This is a genomic window from Ralstonia sp. RRA (assembly GCF_037023145.1).
Taxonomy (GTDB): Bacteria; Pseudomonadota; Gammaproteobacteria; order Burkholderiales; family Burkholderiaceae; genus Ralstonia.
The window spans coordinates 1,128,049-1,144,323 of the sequence record NZ_CP146091.1 but is presented as its reverse complement, the minus strand read 5'-3'; the positions used below and the strand labels follow the sequence as shown (position 1 = coordinate 1,144,323).

The window sequence follows — 16,275 nt, the reverse complement described above, 5'->3', positions numbered from 1 at the left end:
TGGATACGCCGATCAGCCCTTGAGGCTGTCCAGATCGTCAACGTTGATGGTGTCCAGGTTACGGAACAGCACCACCAGGATGGCGAGACCAATCGCGGATTCCGCCGCGGCCACCGTCAGGATGAAAAACACGAACACCTGCCCCGCCAGGTCACCCAGGTAATGGGAAAACGCGACGAAGTTCATATTGACCGCAAGCAGCATCAGTTCGATTGCCATCAGCAGCACGATGACGTTCTTACGGTTCAGGAAGATGCCGACGATGCTGATGGCAAACAGCACCGCGCCGAGCACGAGGTAATGGGCAAGGGATAGCGAAGACATATGGATACTCCCGGGGCTCAGCTGTTGGAATCAGCCGAAGCTGCGCCTGCTGCCTTTTCGGCCGGCATCGAAACCAGGCGCACACGGTCCTTGCGCTGCACACGAAGCTGATCGGCCACCTTCTGGGTCTTGGCGTCCTTACGGCGACGGGCCGTCAGCGCCACGGCAGCGACAATCGCCAGCAGCAGCACAATGCCCGCAACTTCGAAGGCGTAGATGTAATCGGTGTAGATCAGCTTGCCGAGCGCCTGCGTATTCGGGCCGTTGAAGCCCTTGGGCAATTCCTGCACAGGCTGTACGCGCCCCATGAAGGTCTTGGTCAGCACGACGGCCATTTCCAGGATGATGACCACGCCCACGAACGCCGCCAGCGGCACGTACGTCCAGAAGTCTCGTCGCAAGTGCTCGATGTCGATATCGATCATCATCACCACGAACAGGAACAGCACCATCACTGCCCCCACATAGACCAGCACCAGCGTGATGGCGAGGAATTCCGCCTTGAGCAGCATCCAGATCGCCGCTGCGGTGAAGAACGACAGCACGAGGAACAGCGCCGCGTGCACCGGGTTCTTCGCGGTGATGACCTTCAGCGCTGAGAGCACCAGCACCAGCGCGAAACAGTAGAAGATGATCGTCGTGATTTCCATGATCCTGGCGCGGGCCGTTTTGCGGCACGCGCTTGTCCAAAGCCGCGGCGGCATGATGCCGCCGTAGCTGGTTGGCTCACGAGGAGCCGTTGTCCTTCCGGAATTTCAACTGCGCCACTCACCGCTCGCACGGCGAGTGTCTTGAATCAGCGGTACTTCGCGTCAGCAGCCTTGTTCGCCGCGATTTCCGGCTCGAAACGGTCGCCCACGGCTAGCAGCATGTCCTTGGTGAAGTACAGGTCGCCGCGCTTCTCACCGTGGTATTCCAGGATGTGCGTCTCGACGATGGCATCCACCGGGCAAGCTTCTTCGCAGAAGCCGCAGAAAATGCACTTGGTCAGGTCGATGTCGTAGCGCGTGGTGCGACGGGTGCCGTCGTCACGCTGATCCGACTCGATCGTGATGGCCAGGGCCGGGCACACGGCTTCGCACAGCTTGCATGCGATGCAGCGCTCTTCCCCGTTCGGATAGCGACGCAGCGCGTGCAGACCGCGGAAACGCGGTGACAGCGGCGTCTTCTCTTCCGGGAAGAGCACAGTGATCTTGCGCGCAAACAGATAGCGCCCGGTCAACGCCAAGCCCTTGAAGAGTTCCTTCAGGAGCAGGCTGTTAAAGAATTCCTTGATGGCAAGCAACATGGTGCCTTCCTATTGTCCCGTTACTTCCAGATGTTCCACGGCGACACCAGCCAGATGGCAACGATGATCAGCCAACCCACGGTGAGCGGAATAAAGATCTTCCAGCCCAGGCGCATGATCTGGTCATAGCGATAACGCGGGAACGATGCGCGCAGCCAGATGAAGACCGACAGCAGCAGGAAAACCTTGATCAGCAGCCAGAAGAAGCCCGGAATCCAGTTGAACACCGGTGCATCGATCGGCGGCGCCCAGCCACCCAGGAACATGGTTGCCGTCATCGCAGAGATGACGATCATGTTGATGTACTCGGCCAAGAAGAACAGCGCGAACGCCATGCCCGAGTACTCGATCATGTGGCCGGCCACGATTTCCGACTCGCCTTCCACCACGTCAAACGGGTGACGGTTGGTTTCCGCCACGCCCGAGATGAAGTACACGCCGAACATCGGCAGCAGCGACAGCCAGTTCCACGACAGGATGTTCACACCGTGGTCTGCAAAGAAGCCGCGGTTCTGCGAGTTGACGATGTCCGACAGGTTCAGGCTGCCCGTCACCATCAGCACCGTCACGAGCGCGAAGCCCATGGCGATTTCGTACGAAATCATCTGAGCCGAAGCGCGCATCGCACCCAAGAACGCGTACTTGGAGTTCGAAGCCCAGCCGGCCAGGATCACGCCGTACACACCCACCGAGCTGATCGCCATCACATACAGCAGACCGGCGTTGATGTTCGACACCACAGCTTCGGCCTGGAACGGCACCACCGCCCAGATCGCCACAGCCGGCATCAGCACCATCAGCGGCGCAATGATGTACAGGCCACGGCTGACCTGGCTCGGCACCATGACTTCCTTGAGCAGGAGCTTGAGCACGTCGGCGATCGGCTGCAGCAGGCCCATCGGGCCCACGCGGTTCGGGCCCAGACGCACGTGCATCCAACCGATCAGCTTGCGCTCCCACAGGATCAGATAAGCCACGCACAGCAGCAGCGGCAGGATGATGCAGACCGCACGCACCAGCGTCCAGATCAGCGGCCACCAGCCGCCGAAAGTCGCCGTGCCGAAAGAAGTAATCGACTCGATCATGTTGACCCTTACACCGTAGCCGCCAGCGCGGACGATTCAACCTTTTCAACGCTCACCGCGCCGAACATCGCACCCAGTTGGGCCGATGCCTCAGTAGCGGCCGGCACACGGATCACGCCGGACGCCAGTGACTTGTCCAGCACCGCCGGCAGCACCACGCTACCCTGCCCTTGGGTCACGCGAACAGCATCGCCGTTGGCCAGACCCAGTTGTGCAAACAGATCGGCCGGCAGACCCGCGCGAACCGCAGCACGAGCAGCGGCCGTCAGTTGCAGCGAACCAGCGCGACGCACGATCGGATCAGCGTGATAGATGGGCACATCGGCCAGACGCTCGATGCCGGCAGCAGCAGCGGCCGGAGCAGCGGTTTGTGCCGTCGTCGCATTCGACAGACGATCGGTCACCGGCTTGGCCAGCACGTCGTTACGCACGACTTCCGAGGTGTCGTAATCGAAGCCCGACAGGTTCAGCAGGTTGCCCAGCACGCGCAGCACCTTCCAGGCCGGACGCGAATCGCCCAGGCTACGCACGACACCGCTGAAGCTCTGCGGCAGGCCTTCGCAGTTGACGAAGGTGCCCGAGGTTTCGGTAAACGGCGCGGTCGGCAGCAGCACATCCGCGTATTCCAGCGCAGCACGCGAAGCGAACGATGCCAGCACAATCACGGTGTCAGCCTGATCCAGCGCGGCACGTGCCTGCGTCGGGTTGGCCGTATCGAATTCCGGCTCGGCGCCCAGCAGCACGTAGGCGCGGCGCGGCTGTGCCAGCATGGCGGCAGCGTCCAGGCCATTGCTTTGCGGCAGCGCGCCGGCAATGTAACCACCGACGGTGTTGGCTGCTTCCGTCAGGAAGCCCAGCGTGGCGCCGGTCTGCTGCGCAACCCACTGGGCCAGCGCGTGCAGTTGCGAGAATTGCGGGTGTGCCACAGCGGCGTTGCCGAGGAACACAGCCTTGCGCTCACCCGAAGCCAGGCTTTCGGCGATGCGCTTGGCAACGTCACCTGCTTCAACGCCATCGGTACCATTCGGACGCTCAATGTTCTTAGCGACAGCAACCGCCACCGCCACTTGCGACAGGAGTGACAGCCATTGCGACGGCGCACCCAGCAGTTGCGTGGCAGGCATCAGCAGGTCTTCACCGCCAGCGCCGATCACATTCAGCTGCGAGCCCTTCTTGCCGGCCTGACGCAGACGTGCGGCCAGCAGCGGATGATCCTTGCGCAGGAACGCGCCCACCACCAGCGTGCGCTGCAACAGCGACACATCGGCGATCGGCATACCCAGCCACGGCGCACCCGTCGGCTTGACCGAGAAATCGGACTGACGCAGACGGAAGTCGACGTTGTCGCTGCCGATGCCGCGCACCAGCTTTTGCAGCAGGAACAGTTCTTCCAGCGTGCTGTGCGGGCTGGCCAGGGCACCGATCTGCTCGGCACCGTGGTCACGCTTGATCTCGTTCACGCCGTTGGCAACGTATTCCAGCGCCGTGGTCCAGTCGACGGCCTTCCACTGGCCACCTTGCTTGAGCATCGGCTGGGTCAGGCGGTCGTCGCTGTTCACGCCTTCGTATGCGAAGCGGTCCTTGTCGGACAGCCAGCATTCATTGATCGCTTCGTTGTCCAGCGGCAGCACGCGCATCACGCGCTGGTTCTTCGTCTGGACGATCACGTTGGCGCCCAGGCCGTCGTGCGGCGACACCGACTTACGGCGTGCCAGTTCCCACGTACGGGCCGAGTAACGGAACGGCTTGCTGGTGAGCGCGCCGACCGGGCAGAGGTCGATCATGTTGCCCGACAGCTCGGAGTCAACGGTCTGACCGACGAACGTGGTGATTTCGGAATGCTCACCGCGGTTGAGCATGCCCAGTTCCATCACGCCGGCCACTTCCTGGCCAAAACGGACGCAGCGCGTGCAGTGGATGCAGCGCGTCATCTCTTCCATGGAGATCAGCGGGCCCACGTTCTTGTGGAACACCACACGCTTCTCTTCCTTGTAGCGCGATTCGGACTTGCCATAGCCGACGGCCAGATCCTGCAGTTGGCACTCGCCGCCCTGATCGCAGATCGGGCAATCCAGCGGGTGATTAATCAGCAGGAATTCCATCACGGACTTCTGCGCCTTCACCGCCTTCTCGGAGTTGGTGAAGACCTTCATGCCCGCGGTGACCGGCGTAGCGCAGGCCGGCAGCGCCTTGGGCGCCTTCTCGACCTCGACCAGGCACATCCGGCAGTTGGCCGCGACCGACAGTTTGCGGTGATAGCAGAAGTGAGGAATGTAGGTGCCCGCCTGGCGAGCCGCCTCCATCACCAGGCTGCCTTCGGCAACCTCGACCTTCTTGCCATCGATTTCGATTTCAACCATGTTCTGCCACGCTTAAATGTAGGTGGGCACCATGCACTGCTTGTGTTCGACGTGATACGCGAACTCATCCCAGAAGTGCTTGAGCATGCCGCGGACCGGCATCGCGGCGGCATCGCCGAGCGCGCAGATGGTCCGGCCCATGATGTTTTCGGCCACGTTGTTGAGCAGGTCCAGGTCTTCCTGGCGGCCCTTGCCGTGCTCGATGCGATCGACCACGCGATACAGCCAGCCGGTACCTTCACGGCACGGCGTGCACTGGCCGCACGATTCCTCGAAGTAGAAGTACGACAGGCGCAGCAGCGATTTCACCATGCAGCGCGTTTCGTCCATCACGATCACGGCGCCCGAGCCCAGCATCGAACCCGCCTTGGCGATCGAGTCGTAGTCCATGTCGGAGGCCATCATCAGGTCGGCCGGCACAACCGGCGCCGACGAGCCGCCCGGGATGACTGCCTTCAGCTTCTTGCCGCCGCGCATGCCGCCAGCCAGCTCCAGGAGCTTGGAGAACGGCGTGCCCAGCGGAATCTCGTAGTTGCCCGGACGCTCCACGTCACCGGACACCGAGAAAATCTTCGAGCCGCCGTTGTTCGGCTTGCCCATCTTCAGGTAATTGTCTGGGCCGATCGACAGCAGGAACGGCACTGCTGCAAACGTCTCAGTGTTGTTGATCGTCGTCGGCTTGCCGTACAAGCCAAAGCTCGCCGGGAACGGCGGCTTGAAGCGCGGCTGGCCCTTCTTACCTTCCAGCGACTCGAGCAGCGCAGTTTCTTCGCCGCAGATGTACGCGCCATAGCCATGGTGCGCATGCAGCTGGAAGTTGAAACCGGAGCCCAGGATGTTGTCACCCAGGAAGCCGGCTGCACGCGCCTCTTCCAGCGCCTGCTCGAAAATCTTGTACTCGTTCCAGATCTCGCCGTGGATGTAGTTGTAGCCCACGGTGATACCCATCGCGTAGCCGCCGATGGCCATGCCTTCGATCAGCGCGTGCGGGTTGTAGCGGATGATGTCGCGGTCCTTGAACGTGCCCGGCTCGCCCTCGTCCGTGTTGCAGACCAAATATTTCTGGCCTGGGAACTGGCGCGGCATGAAGCTCCACTTCAGGCCGGTCGGGAAGCCCGCACCACCACGGCCGCGCAGGCCCGAGGCCTTCACGTCGGCGATGACTTGTTCAGGAGAAATCTTTTCCGTCAGGATGCGCTTGAGTTGCTGATAGCCACCGCGCTTGACGTAGTCTTCAAGGTGCCAGTTGTCGCCGTTCAGGCCGGCGAGAATCAACGGCTGGATGTGTCGATCGTGCAGGGAGGTCATTTACTTGCCTGCTCCGTTGGTCGCGGCCTTCGCCTGGAGGTCGGCGATCAGCGCGTCGAGCTTCTCGTTGCTCATGAAGCTGCACATATTGGTGTTATTGACGATCATGACCGGTGCGTCACCGCACGCGCCCATGCACTCGCCTTCCTTCAGCGTGAAGTTGCCGTCGGCAGTGGTCTCGTTGAACCCAATGCCCAGCTTCTTCTTCAGGTAGTCGGCAGCGCGCTCGCCACCCGACAGCGCGCATGGCAGGTTCGTGCACACCGACAGCTTGAAGCGGCCCACCGGCTTGGTGTCGTACATGTTGTAGAACGTCGCCACTTCCTCGACCCACACCGGCGGCATGTCGAGGTACTCGGCCACGAACTGCATGACTTCGGGCGAGACCCAGCCTTTCTCGCTCTGCGCGACCGCCAGCGCCGCCATGACGGCGGACTGTTTCTGGTCGGCGGGATATTTCGCGACCGCCCGGTCGATTTCCTTGAGAGCTTCTGCTGATAGCATGTTCGTTGCGATTGGTGCGGGACGCGGGGCGAACTACAAGTACCCCGGCGTGCGTCCTCGTTTCACAGCCGCGCTTGCCTGCGCGTCAAACCGTTATGTTTTGCGGGCTTAGCGATCAATCTCGCCAAACACGATGTCTTGCGTACCGATGATCGTCACAGCGTCGGCGATCATGTGGCCGCGGGCCATCTCGTCGAGCGCCGCCAAGTGCACAAAGCCCGGCGCGCGGATCTTCAGCCGGTACGGCTTGTTGGCACCGTCCGAGATCGCGTAGATACCGAACTCACCCTTCGGATGCTCGACGGCGGCATACGCCTCGCCCTCGGGCACGTGCATGCCTTCGGTAAAGAGCTTGAAGTGGTGAATCAGCTCTTCCATGTTCGTCTTCATCTCGACGCGCGACGGCGGAGCCACCTTGTGGTTATCGGTGATCACCGGACCCGGGTTCTTGCGCAGCCATTCGATGCACTGGCGGATGATGCGATTGCTCTGGCGCATCTCTTCAACGCGTACCAGATAACGGTCGTAGCAATCGCCATTCACACCCACCGGAATGTCGAAATCGATGCGGTCGTAGACTTCGTACGGCTGCTTCTTGCGCACGTCCCAGGCGATGCCTGAGCCGCGCAGCATGGCGCCGGAGAAACCCTTGTTGAGCGCACGCTCCGGGCTCACCACGCCGATGCCGACCAGACGCTGCTTCCAGATCCGGTTATCGGTCAGCAGCGTTTCGTACTCGTCGACGTACTTCGGGAAGCGGTTGGTGAAGTCTTCGATGAAGTCCAGCAGCGAACCCGAACGCGTTTCGTTCAGAGCGGCCAGGGCCTTCTCGTTTCGCACCTTGGATGCCTTGTATTGCGGCATCGTGTCAGGCAGATCGCGGTAGACGCCGCCCGGACGATAGTAAGCCGCGTGCATACGCGCACCCGACACCGCCTCATACATGTCAAACAGGTCTTCGCGCTCACGGAAGGCGTACAGGAACACCGCCATGGCGCCCACATCCAGCGCATGCGAGCCGATCCACATCAGGTGGTTCATGATCCGCGTGATCTCGTCGAACATGACGCGGATGTACTGCGCACGCAGCGGCACTTCGAGGCCCAGCAGGCGCTCAATGGCCATCACGTAGGCGTGCTCGTTGACCATCATCGACACGTAGTCGAGGCGGTCCATGTACGGCACGCTCTGGATCCAGGTCTTCTGCTCGGCAAGCTTCTCAGTCGCGCGATGCAGCAGGCCGATGTGCGGATCAGCACGTTGAATGACTTCGCCGTCCAGCTCAAGCACAAGGCGCAGCACGCCGTGCGCGGCCGGGTGTTGCGGGCCGAAGTTCAGGGTGTAATTCTTGATATCTGCCATGATCGGGCGCCCTTCAGTGCTTCAGACCACCGTACTGATCCTCGCGGATCACACGCGGCGTAATCTCACGCGGCTCGATGGTCACCGGCTGGTAGACCACGCGACGCTGCACCGGGTCATAACGCATTTCAACGTAACCCGACACCGGGAAGTCCTTGCGGAACGGGTGGCCGATGAAGCCATAGTCGGTCAGGATGCGGCGCAGGTCCGGATGGCCTTCGAACACCAGACCGTACAGGTCGAATGCTTCGCGCTCGAACCAGTCGGCGGAATTCCAGATGGTGGCGACCGAAGGCACGACCGGGAAATCATCTTCCGGCGCAAACACACGCACGCGTACGCGCCAGTTGTTCGTGATCGACAGCAGATGCGACACGGCAGCAAAGCGCGGACCATTCCAGGCACCATCGCCGTAGTCGGCATAGTCAACGCCGCACAGGTCCATCAACTGCTCGAACTTGAGCGATGCTTCATCGCGCAGCGTACGCATGACGTCGAGGTAATCGGCAGCCTTCACCACGAGGGTGAGTTCGCCAACCGACTCGGTCAAGCTTTGAACACGATTGCCCAGCGTCTTCTCGAGCGCGGCCTTCAGGGTGGCAAGCTTTTCGGTCATGTCAGCCCTTGCGCGCAATGGTATTGGTGCGACGGATCTTGGCCTGCAGCTGGATGATGCCGTAGATCAGCGCTTCAGCCGTCGGCGGGCAACCCGGCACGTACACGTCGACCGGCACGATGCGGTCGCAACCGCGCACGACAGAGTACGAATAGTGGTAGTAGCCGCCACCGTTGGCACACGAGCCCATCGAGATGACCCAGCGCGGCTCGGCCATCTGGTCGTACACCTTGCGCAGAGCGGGCGCCATCTTGTTGCACAGCGTGCCGGCAACGATCATCACGTCGGACTGACGCGGCGACGGGCGGAACACCACACCGAAGCGGTCCAAGTCATAACGCGATGCACCAGCGTGCATCATCTCCACGGCACAGCAGGCCAGGCCGAACGTCATCGGCCACAGCGACCCGGTGCGGGTCCAGTTGATCAGCTTGTCAGCGGTAGTCGTGACAAAGCCTTCGTTGAGTACGCCTTCGATCGCCATTTCACATCACTCCCAATCGAGCGCGCCTTTTTTCCAGATGTAGACGAAGCCCACGAGAAACTCGAGAAGAAACACACCCATCGCGAAGAACCCCGGCCAGCCGATGTCACGCAGCGCCACACCCCACGGAAAGAGGAACGCGGTCTCCAGATCGAACAGGATGAACAGGATGGCGATGAGGTAATAGCGCACGTCGAACTTCATCCGCGCGTCTTCGAAGGCTTCGAAGCCGCACTCGTACGGCGAGAGCTTTTGAGGATCGGGATTGTTCGGACCGAGAATTCGGCCGATGGTCATGAGCGCAAGGCCAAGGCCAACACCGACGACGATGAACAACAGTACGGGGAAATAGGCTTCGAGGTTCAAGGGACGCCCGCCTTTTTGAATGGTTGCAACAGCACTGCCCGCAGGCGGCGCCTTGTCGCCCCATCGAAGGCGCCGGGTCCGCAGCCTCACGACACTTCAACTGCGTGTCGTTTTGCGGATGGGGCCCAAACAGAACATTCCCGAGTGGAACGCCCCGTTAGCCAGACCCCGAATTTGATTGGTGCCGACGGCGAGACTCGAACTCGCACAGCTTTCGCCACTACCCCCTCAAGATAGCGTGTCTACCAATTTCACCACGTCGGCTGGGGGAAGAAACTCTATCAGGAACGCAGATCAGGCTTAACGCCGCTGCCGTTTCCCGTGTTGTTTCAAGCCTCACATTCTACCGCAAAGCGAAGCTTTTGTTCAATGCACAAACAAAAATCTTATAGCTCGCGGCGCACCGGAAAAAATCAACAGCGCGCCCGCGATCGTTACATCAAATTACTTCGGCACAGCCGGCGAGGAAGCCGCGGCCGGAACTACCGGAGCCGATGCGGCAGGCGCCGAAGCCGCCGGCACAACCGGAGCCACCGAACCCATCACGCCAGCCGACACGCTGCCCTTGCTGGTACCGATCAGCGTCAGCGCCAGCGTGGCCACGAAGAACACGGTGGCCAGCACGGCCGTCGTGCGCGACAGGAAGTTGGCCGAACCGGTCGCGCCAAACAGGCTGCCCGATGCGCCCGAGCCGAAGGCTGCACCCACATCAGCGCCCTTGCCGTGCTGCAGCAGCACTAGGCCGATCACACCAAGCGCGCTCAGGATTTGCGCCACCAGCAGCAGAGTCTTCAGAATTGCCATTTCGTTTCTCTCAATAATATGTTGCGGTTGCACATGCGCCGCATGCTGCAACCTCGATCACCCGCTCAAGCGCGACCGATCGCCAGGAAATCTTCGGCCTTCAGCGATGCGCCGCCGATCAGGCCGCCATCGATGTCCGCCATCGCAAACAACTCGCCCGCGTTGTCAGGCTTGACGCTGCCGCCGTACAGAATCTGCAGACGCTGTGCCACACCCGCATCACGGGCTGCAATGCGTGCGCGCAGGAAAGCGTGCACGGCCTGCGCCTGCTCGCTGGTTGCAGTCTTGCCAGTGCCGATCGCCCAGACCGGCTCGTAGGCCACGACGATGCGACCCAGTTGCTCGATCGACAGCACTTCCAGCACCGCATCCAGTTGGCGACCCACGACTTGCTCGGTTTCGCCCGCCTCACGTTGTGCCAGCGTTTCGCCCACACAGACGATCGGGGTGATGCCATGCTCCAGCGCGCGCAGTGCCTTGATCGCCACTTGCGCATCGGTTTCACCGTGATACGTGCGACGCTCCGAGTGACCGACGATTGCGTAGCCGCAGCCAAATTCCGACAGCATCGATGCCGCCACTTCACCGGTGAACGCGCCGCGCGTTTCAGCCGACACATCTTGCGCGCCCCAGCCCACCGCTGAACCCGCGAGCAGCGACTGGCATTGGGCCAGATACGGGAACGGCGCACACACTGCCAGCGTGGCGTTGGTCTTGCCTGCGGCCTTGATCTGCTCAAGCAGCGCGGCATTGGTGTTCAGGCTGCCATGCAGCTTCCAGTTGCCTACCACCAGCTTCGGTCTTGCGTTCACGTTCTTGTTCCGCCCGGTCGACTGTCAAATAAACCCGGCATTCTACCGTGGCGGCAAAAACGGGGTCAATTTTGGCGCCTTGAACTCAATCCCAAACCAACATGATCTTGCCGATGTGTGCGCTCGACTCCATCAAGGCGTGCGCCTGTGCTGCCTGCGCGGCCGGCATCTCCTCGTGGATGACGGGCTTGATGCGGCCTGATGCCAGCAGCGGCCACACATGCTCGTAAAGGTGGCTGGCGATTGCCGCCTTGAAGGCCACCGGGCGCGGGCGCAACGTCGACCCCGTGAGCGTAATGCGTCGGCGCAGAATGTCGCCCAGCGGCACTTCGGCCTTGGCGCCGCCCAGCAGCGCGATCAGCACGATGCGGCCATCGTCGGCCGCGCAGGCAATCTCGCGTGCGACATAGCTGCCACCAACCATGTCGAGCACCACGTCAACGCCCCGCCCGGTCTCGGCCTTGACGATCTCGGCGAAGTCTTCCGTTTTGTAGTTGATGGCGCGCGCGGCCCCCAACTCAACGCACGCAGCGCATTTGTCGTCGCTACCGGCCGTGGCAAACACGCGATAACCGAGTGCGGATGCCATCTGGATCGCCGTCGTGCCAATGCCGCTGGAGCCGCCCTGCACGAGCAGGGTCTCATCCTTGCCGTGCGGGCCCTGGCCCAGCAAGCCGCGATCGAACACGTTCGACCACACAGTGAAGTAGTTCTCCGGCAGCGCGGCGGCCTCGACGTCGGTCAACCCCGCAGGCACCGGCAGCACCTGACCAACCGGCGCCGTGCAGAACTCGGCATAGCCGCCGCCTTGCACGAGCGCGCATACGCGGTCGCCAGCCTTCAGGCCGTAGCGGTTATCCGCGTGTGACAGATCGCCGCCGACGATTTCTCCAGCCACTTCCAGCCCCGGAATATCAGAGGCGCCCGGTGGCACCGGATAGTTGCCCATACGCTGGAAAACATCCGGCCGATTCACGCCGGCCGCGCGCACGCGGATCAGCACTTCGCCGGCCTTGGGCTCAGGCATCGGACGCTCCCCGAGCTTCAGGACTTCAGGGCCGCCGTACTGGGTGATTTCAATCGCTTTCATGGGAATCGATTCGGTATGGGTTACGAAGCGCTGCGCTTTGGCTCAACGAAGTGCTGCGGGATGCCGCGCGATGTCTCGCGCAGAATCTCTTGCTTGCCGTGGACGATGGCGTCAGCGATCTTGCCAATATGCAACTTGAGCCACATCTCGGTGGGCGAGCCGGCGCGATAGTCGGCCGGGCCGAGCATGTCGACGCGATCATCGGCACGCAGGTTGTCGGCCTGCTCGAACGAGCGCGGGCTCTCGGGGTTGTAGACCGCATACGTGCGGCCGCCGCCCTTGCGCGCCACCGAGAACGCTGGAATATCGCTCGGGCCATCCGCCACGTAGATCATATTGGCGAACGGCACGCGGCGCTCGTCTTCGGCAATCGACGAGTTCACATTGACCGCTTCGGGATGCTTGTTGACGCCCTTGTTGATCTCAAACAGCGCACGCGTCTTAGTGGTGTTGTCGATGGCGTAGATGACTTCCGAGATGACCTGGCGACCGTTCGCGTCGGGCGCCTCCAAGAATTCGCAGCCCCACACGCCATCGATGTAGGGGGCGATGGGTGAACCCTTGATCATCTCCGTCAGGCCAGTGCTGACGATGTAGTGTTCGAGCTTGATGTCGAAGGCTTGATACGCGCCGTTGTCACGCACCCAGGCTTTGCTGCGCTCGAAGAAATCGGTCACGCCGGGGAAAAATTCGAGCTGAGTGCCCAACTCGCGCAGCGTGGCGTTATCGAGCCCGCCCATGCGGCCGTCGCGTACGTGGCGCAGTAGCACATTCAGGTAGAACGTTTCACGATTGACCTTCTGGCCGCGCGATTCGATGGCCTTCGAGCCTGCTTCGACTTCATCCCAGAAACCCTGCTCGCCGATACCGAAGCGCTCGAACAGGGGCTCTTGCATGTAGCGCGGGATCAGCGTTTTGTCGAAATCCCAGACGACGGCGATGCGGTTTTGCTCGAACAGGCGGCTCATGATTGGTCGCGAAAGGAGAAGTCGCGACGCAGTGTAAACAAAAAAACGGCTGGACACTGTCCAGCCGTTTTTGGGTAGCGAGAAACCCCGCCGCCTTTACTGCGATTACTGCTGTTGTTGCTGTTGCTGCTGCGAAGTGGCATCGCCAGCGCCCGGCGCTTGCGGTGCAGCAGCCGGCACGTCGCCTTCCTCAGCCTTCGCGGCCTTGATCGACAGACGCATGCGGCCCTTCTCGTCGGTGCTCAGCAGCTTCACGCGCACAGCCTGGCCTTCCTTCACATAGTCGGAGACCTGGTTCACGCGCTCGTTGGCGATTTCCGAGATGTGCAGCAGACCGTCCTTACCCGGCAGGATGTTCACGATCGCGCCGAAGTCCAGCAGCTTGAGCACGGTGCCGTTGTAGATCTTGCCCACTTCGGCTTCGGCCGTGATGCCTTCGATGCGACGCTTGGCTTCGGCCATGCCTTCCGACGAGGTCGACGCGATGGTGATCGTGCCGTCTTCCTGGATGTCGATCGTGCAGCCGGTTTCCTTGGTCAGCGCCTGGATGGTCGAACCACCCTTGCCGATCACGTCGCGGATCTTCTCCGGATTGATCTTGACCGTGATCATGCGCGGAGCGTGCTCCGACAGCTCGGCACGTGCGCCACCCATCGCAGCCTGCATCTTGCCCAGGATATGCAGACGGCCTTCCTTGGCTTGCGCCAGCGCGACCTGCATGATTTCCTTGGTGATGCCCTGCACCTTGATGTCCATCTGCAGTGCCGTGATACCCGCGTCGGTACCGGCCACCTTGAAGTCCATGTCACCCAGGTGATCTTCGTCACCCAGAATGTCGGTCAGCACGGCGAACTTGTTGTCTTCCAGGATCAGGCCCATGGCCACGCCAGCCACGTGCGCCTTGAGGGGCACGCCAGCGTCCATCAGTGCCAGCGAGCCGCCGCAAACGGAAGCCATCGACGACGAACCGTTCGACTCGGTGATTTCCGACACCAGACGGATCGTGTAACCGAATTCGTCAGCGGCCGGCAGCACCGGAATCAGTGCGCGCTTGGCCAGGCGGCCGTGGCCGATTTCGCGGCGCTTCGGGCTGCCCACGCGGCCGGTTTCGCCCGTGGCGAACGGCGGCATGTTGTAGTGGAGCATGAAGCGATCACGGTACTCGCCTTGCAGCGCGTCGATGATCTGCTCGTCGCTCTTGGTGCCCAGGGCGGCCACCACCAGCGCTTGCGTTTCACCACGCGTGAATAGGGCCGAGCCGTGCGCACGCGGCAGCACCGACGAGCGGATCTCGATCGGGCGCACCGTGCGGGTGTCGCGGCCGTCGATACGCGGTTCGCCATTCAGGATCTGGCCGCGCACGATCTTCGATTCGAGCTCGAACAGGATGTTGTCGACTTCCACGCCGTCGGCTTCCACACCGGCTGCAGCCAGCTTCTCGGCGACCGACTTGTAGACTTCCTTCAGCTTCTGGCTGCGGGCCGACTTCTGGCGCAGTTGGTAAGCGGCTTGCAGATCGGCCAAGCCCAGTTCGGACACCTTGGCGACCAGCGCTTCGTTCTTCGGCGCGGCTTGCCAATCCCACTCGGGCTTGCCGCCTTCGCGCACCAGGTCATGGATCGCGTTGATGGCGATCTGCATTTGCTCGTGGCCGTACACCACGGCGCCCAGCATGATTTCTTCCGACAGCTGGTTAGCTTCGGATTCAACCATCAGCACAGCACGCTCGGTACCGGCCACAATCAGGTCCATCTCCGAATGCGCCAGTTGCGCGCGGTTCGGGTTCAGCAGGTACTGGCCATCCTTGTAACCCACGCGGGCAGCGCCCACCGGGCCGTTGAACGGCAGACCCGACACAGCCAGCGCAGCCGAAGCGGCCACCAGCGCGGGGATGTCAGCCGGCACTTCCGGGTTGATCGACAGCACGTGCACGACGACCTGGACTTCGTTGTAGAAGCCTTCCGGGAACAGCGGACGCAGCGGACGATCGATCAGGCGCGAGGTCAGCGTTTCGTTTTCCGAGGGACGGCCTTCACGCTTGAAGAAGCCACCCGGGATCTTGCCGGCAGCGTAGGTCTTCTCGAGATAGTCGACGGTCAGCGGGAAGAAGTCTTGACCCGGCTTCGGGTTCTTGGCGCCCACCACGGTGGCGAGCACGACGGTGTCTTCCATGTCGAGCAGCACGGCGCCGCTCGCTTGACGGGCGATCTCACCCGTTTCCATGCGGACCTTGTGGCCGCCCCATTGGAATTCTTTGACGACCTTATTGAACATGGTCATAGCATCTCCTGTTCGGTATTCGCGGCGCGCTTCATTCGCTTCGCCGCGACAAACTCGTTCCGGAAGACGGTGCGGTTGCAGAGGTGTGTTTTATGCCATTCCAGCGCGGCACTGGTATGCAACGCCGCGCTGGAATGACACAAGACTCTGCTTCCTGCCGCCCCCGGTCCCTGGCAGCCGCTTCATCGACTGAACCCGCCGGCTGCCATCACTTGCCGGTTGCCCGGCGCAGCCGCAAACGCAGCCGCCAAAAACAAAATGCCTGCATCAGCACGCTGACGCAGGCACTTATTCATCACGCGCGATGCGTGAGACCCACCATTACTTACGCAGACCCAGCTTCGCAACCAGCGCGGTGTAACGGTCAGCGTCCTTACCCTTGAGGTAGTCCAGCAGACGACGGCGACGGCTCACCATCTTGAGCAGGCCGCGACGGCTGTGGTGGTCCTTCATGTGCGCCTTGAAGTGCGGCTGCAGTTCGTTGATGCGGGCCGTCAGCAGTGCAACTTGCACTTCCGGGCTACCCGTATCGTTGGCGCTGCGGCCGTTATCCTTGACGATTTCTTGCTTGTTGATGTTAGCAACGGACATTTCGATTCCTTTGACTTGCGGACACTGCAGCGC

The 16,275-nt window shown here is 61.8% G+C and carries 17 protein-coding genes and 1 tRNA gene; all 18 read right to left on the bottom strand.

Features of this window, described 5'->3' with window-relative positions:
• Positions 1-12: 12 nt before the first annotated feature.
• The 18 genes from nuoK to rpsO all read right to left on the bottom strand — a co-directional run bounded on the left by nuoK (position 13) and on the right by rpsO (position 16,242).
• On the bottom strand, positions 13-324 hold the full coding sequence (gene nuoK / locus V6657_RS05520; protein WP_021194982.1) for an NADH-quinone oxidoreductase subunit NuoK: 312 nt from the start codon (positions 322-324) through the stop codon (positions 13-15).
• A gap of 17 nt (positions 325-341) precedes the next feature.
• Positions 342-974 carry an NADH-quinone oxidoreductase subunit J gene (locus tag V6657_RS05515; protein WP_048932802.1) on the bottom strand — a complete coding sequence of 211 codons (633 nt, stop codon included), beginning with the start codon at positions 972-974 and terminating at the stop codon, positions 342-344.
• A gap of 146 nt (positions 975-1,120) precedes the next feature.
• Positions 1,121-1,612, bottom strand: coding sequence for an NADH-quinone oxidoreductase subunit NuoI (gene nuoI / locus V6657_RS05510; protein ID WP_003261939.1), 492 nt, complete (start codon positions 1,610-1,612; stop codon positions 1,121-1,123).
• Positions 1,613-1,632: 20 nt separating this feature from the next.
• Complete coding sequence (nuoH, locus tag V6657_RS05505; RefSeq protein WP_021194984.1) at positions 1,633-2,697, bottom strand: NADH-quinone oxidoreductase subunit NuoH; 1,065 nt, start codon at positions 2,695-2,697, stop codon at positions 1,633-1,635.
• Between the two features lie 8 nt (positions 2,698-2,705).
• Positions 2,706-5,057: an NADH-quinone oxidoreductase subunit NuoG gene (gene nuoG, locus V6657_RS05500; protein ID WP_048932803.1), complete on the bottom strand. Its 2,352-nt coding sequence runs from the start codon at positions 5,055-5,057 to the stop codon at positions 2,706-2,708.
• Positions 5,058-5,069: 12 nt separating this feature from the next.
• Positions 5,070-6,365, bottom strand: a complete 1,296-nt coding sequence (gene nuoF, locus V6657_RS05495) for an NADH-quinone oxidoreductase subunit NuoF (protein WP_048932804.1) — start codon at positions 6,363-6,365, stop codon at positions 5,070-5,072.
• Positions 6,366-6,869, bottom strand: coding sequence for an NADH-quinone oxidoreductase subunit NuoE (gene nuoE / locus V6657_RS05490; RefSeq protein ID WP_039597864.1), 504 nt, complete (start codon positions 6,867-6,869; stop codon positions 6,366-6,368).
• A 108-nt stretch (positions 6,870-6,977) separates the two neighbouring features.
• Positions 6,978-8,231 carry an NADH-quinone oxidoreductase subunit D gene (locus V6657_RS05485; protein WP_021194988.1) on the bottom strand — a complete coding sequence of 418 codons (1,254 nt, stop codon included), beginning with the start codon at positions 8,229-8,231 and terminating at the stop codon, positions 6,978-6,980.
• A 13-nt stretch (positions 8,232-8,244) separates the two neighbouring features.
• The gene (locus V6657_RS05480; RefSeq protein ID WP_048932805.1) at positions 8,245-8,847 is read right to left on the bottom strand and encodes an NADH-quinone oxidoreductase subunit C; all 603 of its coding nucleotides are present in this window, start codon (positions 8,845-8,847) and stop codon (positions 8,245-8,247) included.
• Between the two features lies 1 nt (position 8,848).
• Positions 8,849-9,331 (bottom strand): NADH-quinone oxidoreductase subunit B, encoded by a 483-nt coding sequence (locus V6657_RS05475; RefSeq protein ID WP_003261929.1) that lies wholly within the window; start codon positions 9,329-9,331, stop codon positions 8,849-8,851.
• Positions 9,332-9,337: 6 nt separating this feature from the next.
• Entirely contained in the window at positions 9,338-9,697 is a 360-nt protein-coding gene (locus V6657_RS05470; protein WP_048932806.1) for an NADH-quinone oxidoreductase subunit A, read from the bottom strand.
• A gap of 179 nt (positions 9,698-9,876) precedes the next feature.
• Positions 9,877-9,961, bottom strand: a tRNA-Leu gene (locus tag V6657_RS05465).
• A gap of 180 nt (positions 9,962-10,141) precedes the next feature.
• Positions 10,142-10,501 (bottom strand): preprotein translocase subunit SecG, encoded by a 360-nt coding sequence (gene secG, locus V6657_RS05460; protein WP_048932807.1) that lies wholly within the window; start codon positions 10,499-10,501, stop codon positions 10,142-10,144.
• Positions 10,502-10,566: 65 nt separating this feature from the next.
• Positions 10,567-11,313, bottom strand: coding sequence for a triose-phosphate isomerase (gene tpiA, locus V6657_RS05455; protein WP_048932808.1), 747 nt, complete (start codon positions 11,311-11,313; stop codon positions 10,567-10,569).
• Between the two features lie 85 nt (positions 11,314-11,398).
• Positions 11,399-12,403 carry an NAD(P)H-quinone oxidoreductase gene (locus V6657_RS05450; protein WP_048932809.1) on the bottom strand — a complete coding sequence of 335 codons (1,005 nt, stop codon included), beginning with the start codon at positions 12,401-12,403 and terminating at the stop codon, positions 11,399-11,401.
• Positions 12,404-12,423: 20 nt separating this feature from the next.
• On the bottom strand, positions 12,424-13,371 hold the full coding sequence (locus tag V6657_RS05445; RefSeq protein WP_048932810.1) for an HAD family hydrolase: 948 nt from the start codon (positions 13,369-13,371) through the stop codon (positions 12,424-12,426).
• Positions 13,372-13,476: 105 nt separating this feature from the next.
• The gene (gene pnp, locus V6657_RS05440; protein ID WP_048932811.1) at positions 13,477-15,651 is read right to left on the bottom strand and encodes a polyribonucleotide nucleotidyltransferase; all 2,175 of its coding nucleotides are present in this window, start codon (positions 15,649-15,651) and stop codon (positions 13,477-13,479) included.
• Positions 15,652-15,972: 321 nt separating this feature from the next.
• Positions 15,973-16,242 carry a 30S ribosomal protein S15 gene (gene rpsO, locus V6657_RS05435; RefSeq protein ID WP_021194996.1) on the bottom strand — a complete coding sequence of 90 codons (270 nt, stop codon included), beginning with the start codon at positions 16,240-16,242 and terminating at the stop codon, positions 15,973-15,975.
• Positions 16,243-16,275 lie beyond the last annotated feature (33 nt).

Coding starts and splice junctions, on each gene's coding strand:
- V6657_RS05485 (WP_021194988.1), bottom strand. CDS start 8,231: ATGGCAGATATCAAGAATTACACCCTGAACTTCGGCCCGCAACACCCG.
- secG (WP_048932807.1), bottom strand. CDS start 10,501: ATGGCAATTCTGAAGACTCTGCTGCTGGTGGCGCAAATCCTGAGCGCG.
- rpsO (WP_021194996.1), bottom strand. CDS start 16,242: ATGTCCGTTGCTAACATCAACAAGCAAGAAATCGTCAAGGATAACGGC.
- V6657_RS05515 (WP_048932802.1), bottom strand. CDS start 974: ATGGAAATCACGACGATCATCTTCTACTGTTTCGCGCTGGTGCTGGTG.
- nuoE (WP_039597864.1), bottom strand. CDS start 6,869: ATGCTATCAGCAGAAGCTCTCAAGGAAATCGACCGGGCGGTCGCGAAA.
- V6657_RS05480 (WP_048932805.1), bottom strand. CDS start 8,847: ATGACCGAAAAGCTTGCCACCCTGAAGGCCGCGCTCGAGAAGACGCTG.
- nuoF (WP_048932804.1), bottom strand. CDS start 6,365: ATGACCTCCCTGCACGATCGACACATCCAGCCGTTGATTCTCGCCGGC.
- nuoI (WP_003261939.1), bottom strand. CDS start 1,612: ATGTTGCTTGCCATCAAGGAATTCTTTAACAGCCTGCTCCTGAAGGAA.
- V6657_RS05445 (WP_048932810.1), bottom strand. CDS start 13,371: ATGAGCCGCCTGTTCGAGCAAAACCGCATCGCCGTCGTCTGGGATTTC.
- nuoG (WP_048932803.1), bottom strand. CDS start 5,057: ATGGTTGAAATCGAAATCGATGGCAAGAAGGTCGAGGTTGCCGAAGGC.
- nuoK (WP_021194982.1), bottom strand. CDS start 324: ATGTCTTCGCTATCCCTTGCCCATTACCTCGTGCTCGGCGCGGTGCTG.
- V6657_RS05475 (WP_003261929.1), bottom strand. CDS start 9,331: ATGGCGATCGAAGGCGTACTCAACGAAGGCTTTGTCACGACTACCGCT.
- V6657_RS05450 (WP_048932809.1), bottom strand. CDS start 12,403: ATGAAAGCGATTGAAATCACCCAGTACGGCGGCCCTGAAGTCCTGAAG.
- nuoH (WP_021194984.1), bottom strand. CDS start 2,697: ATGATCGAGTCGATTACTTCTTTCGGCACGGCGACTTTCGGCGGCTGG.
- pnp (WP_048932811.1), bottom strand. CDS start 15,651: ATGACCATGTTCAATAAGGTCGTCAAAGAATTCCAATGGGGCGGCCAC.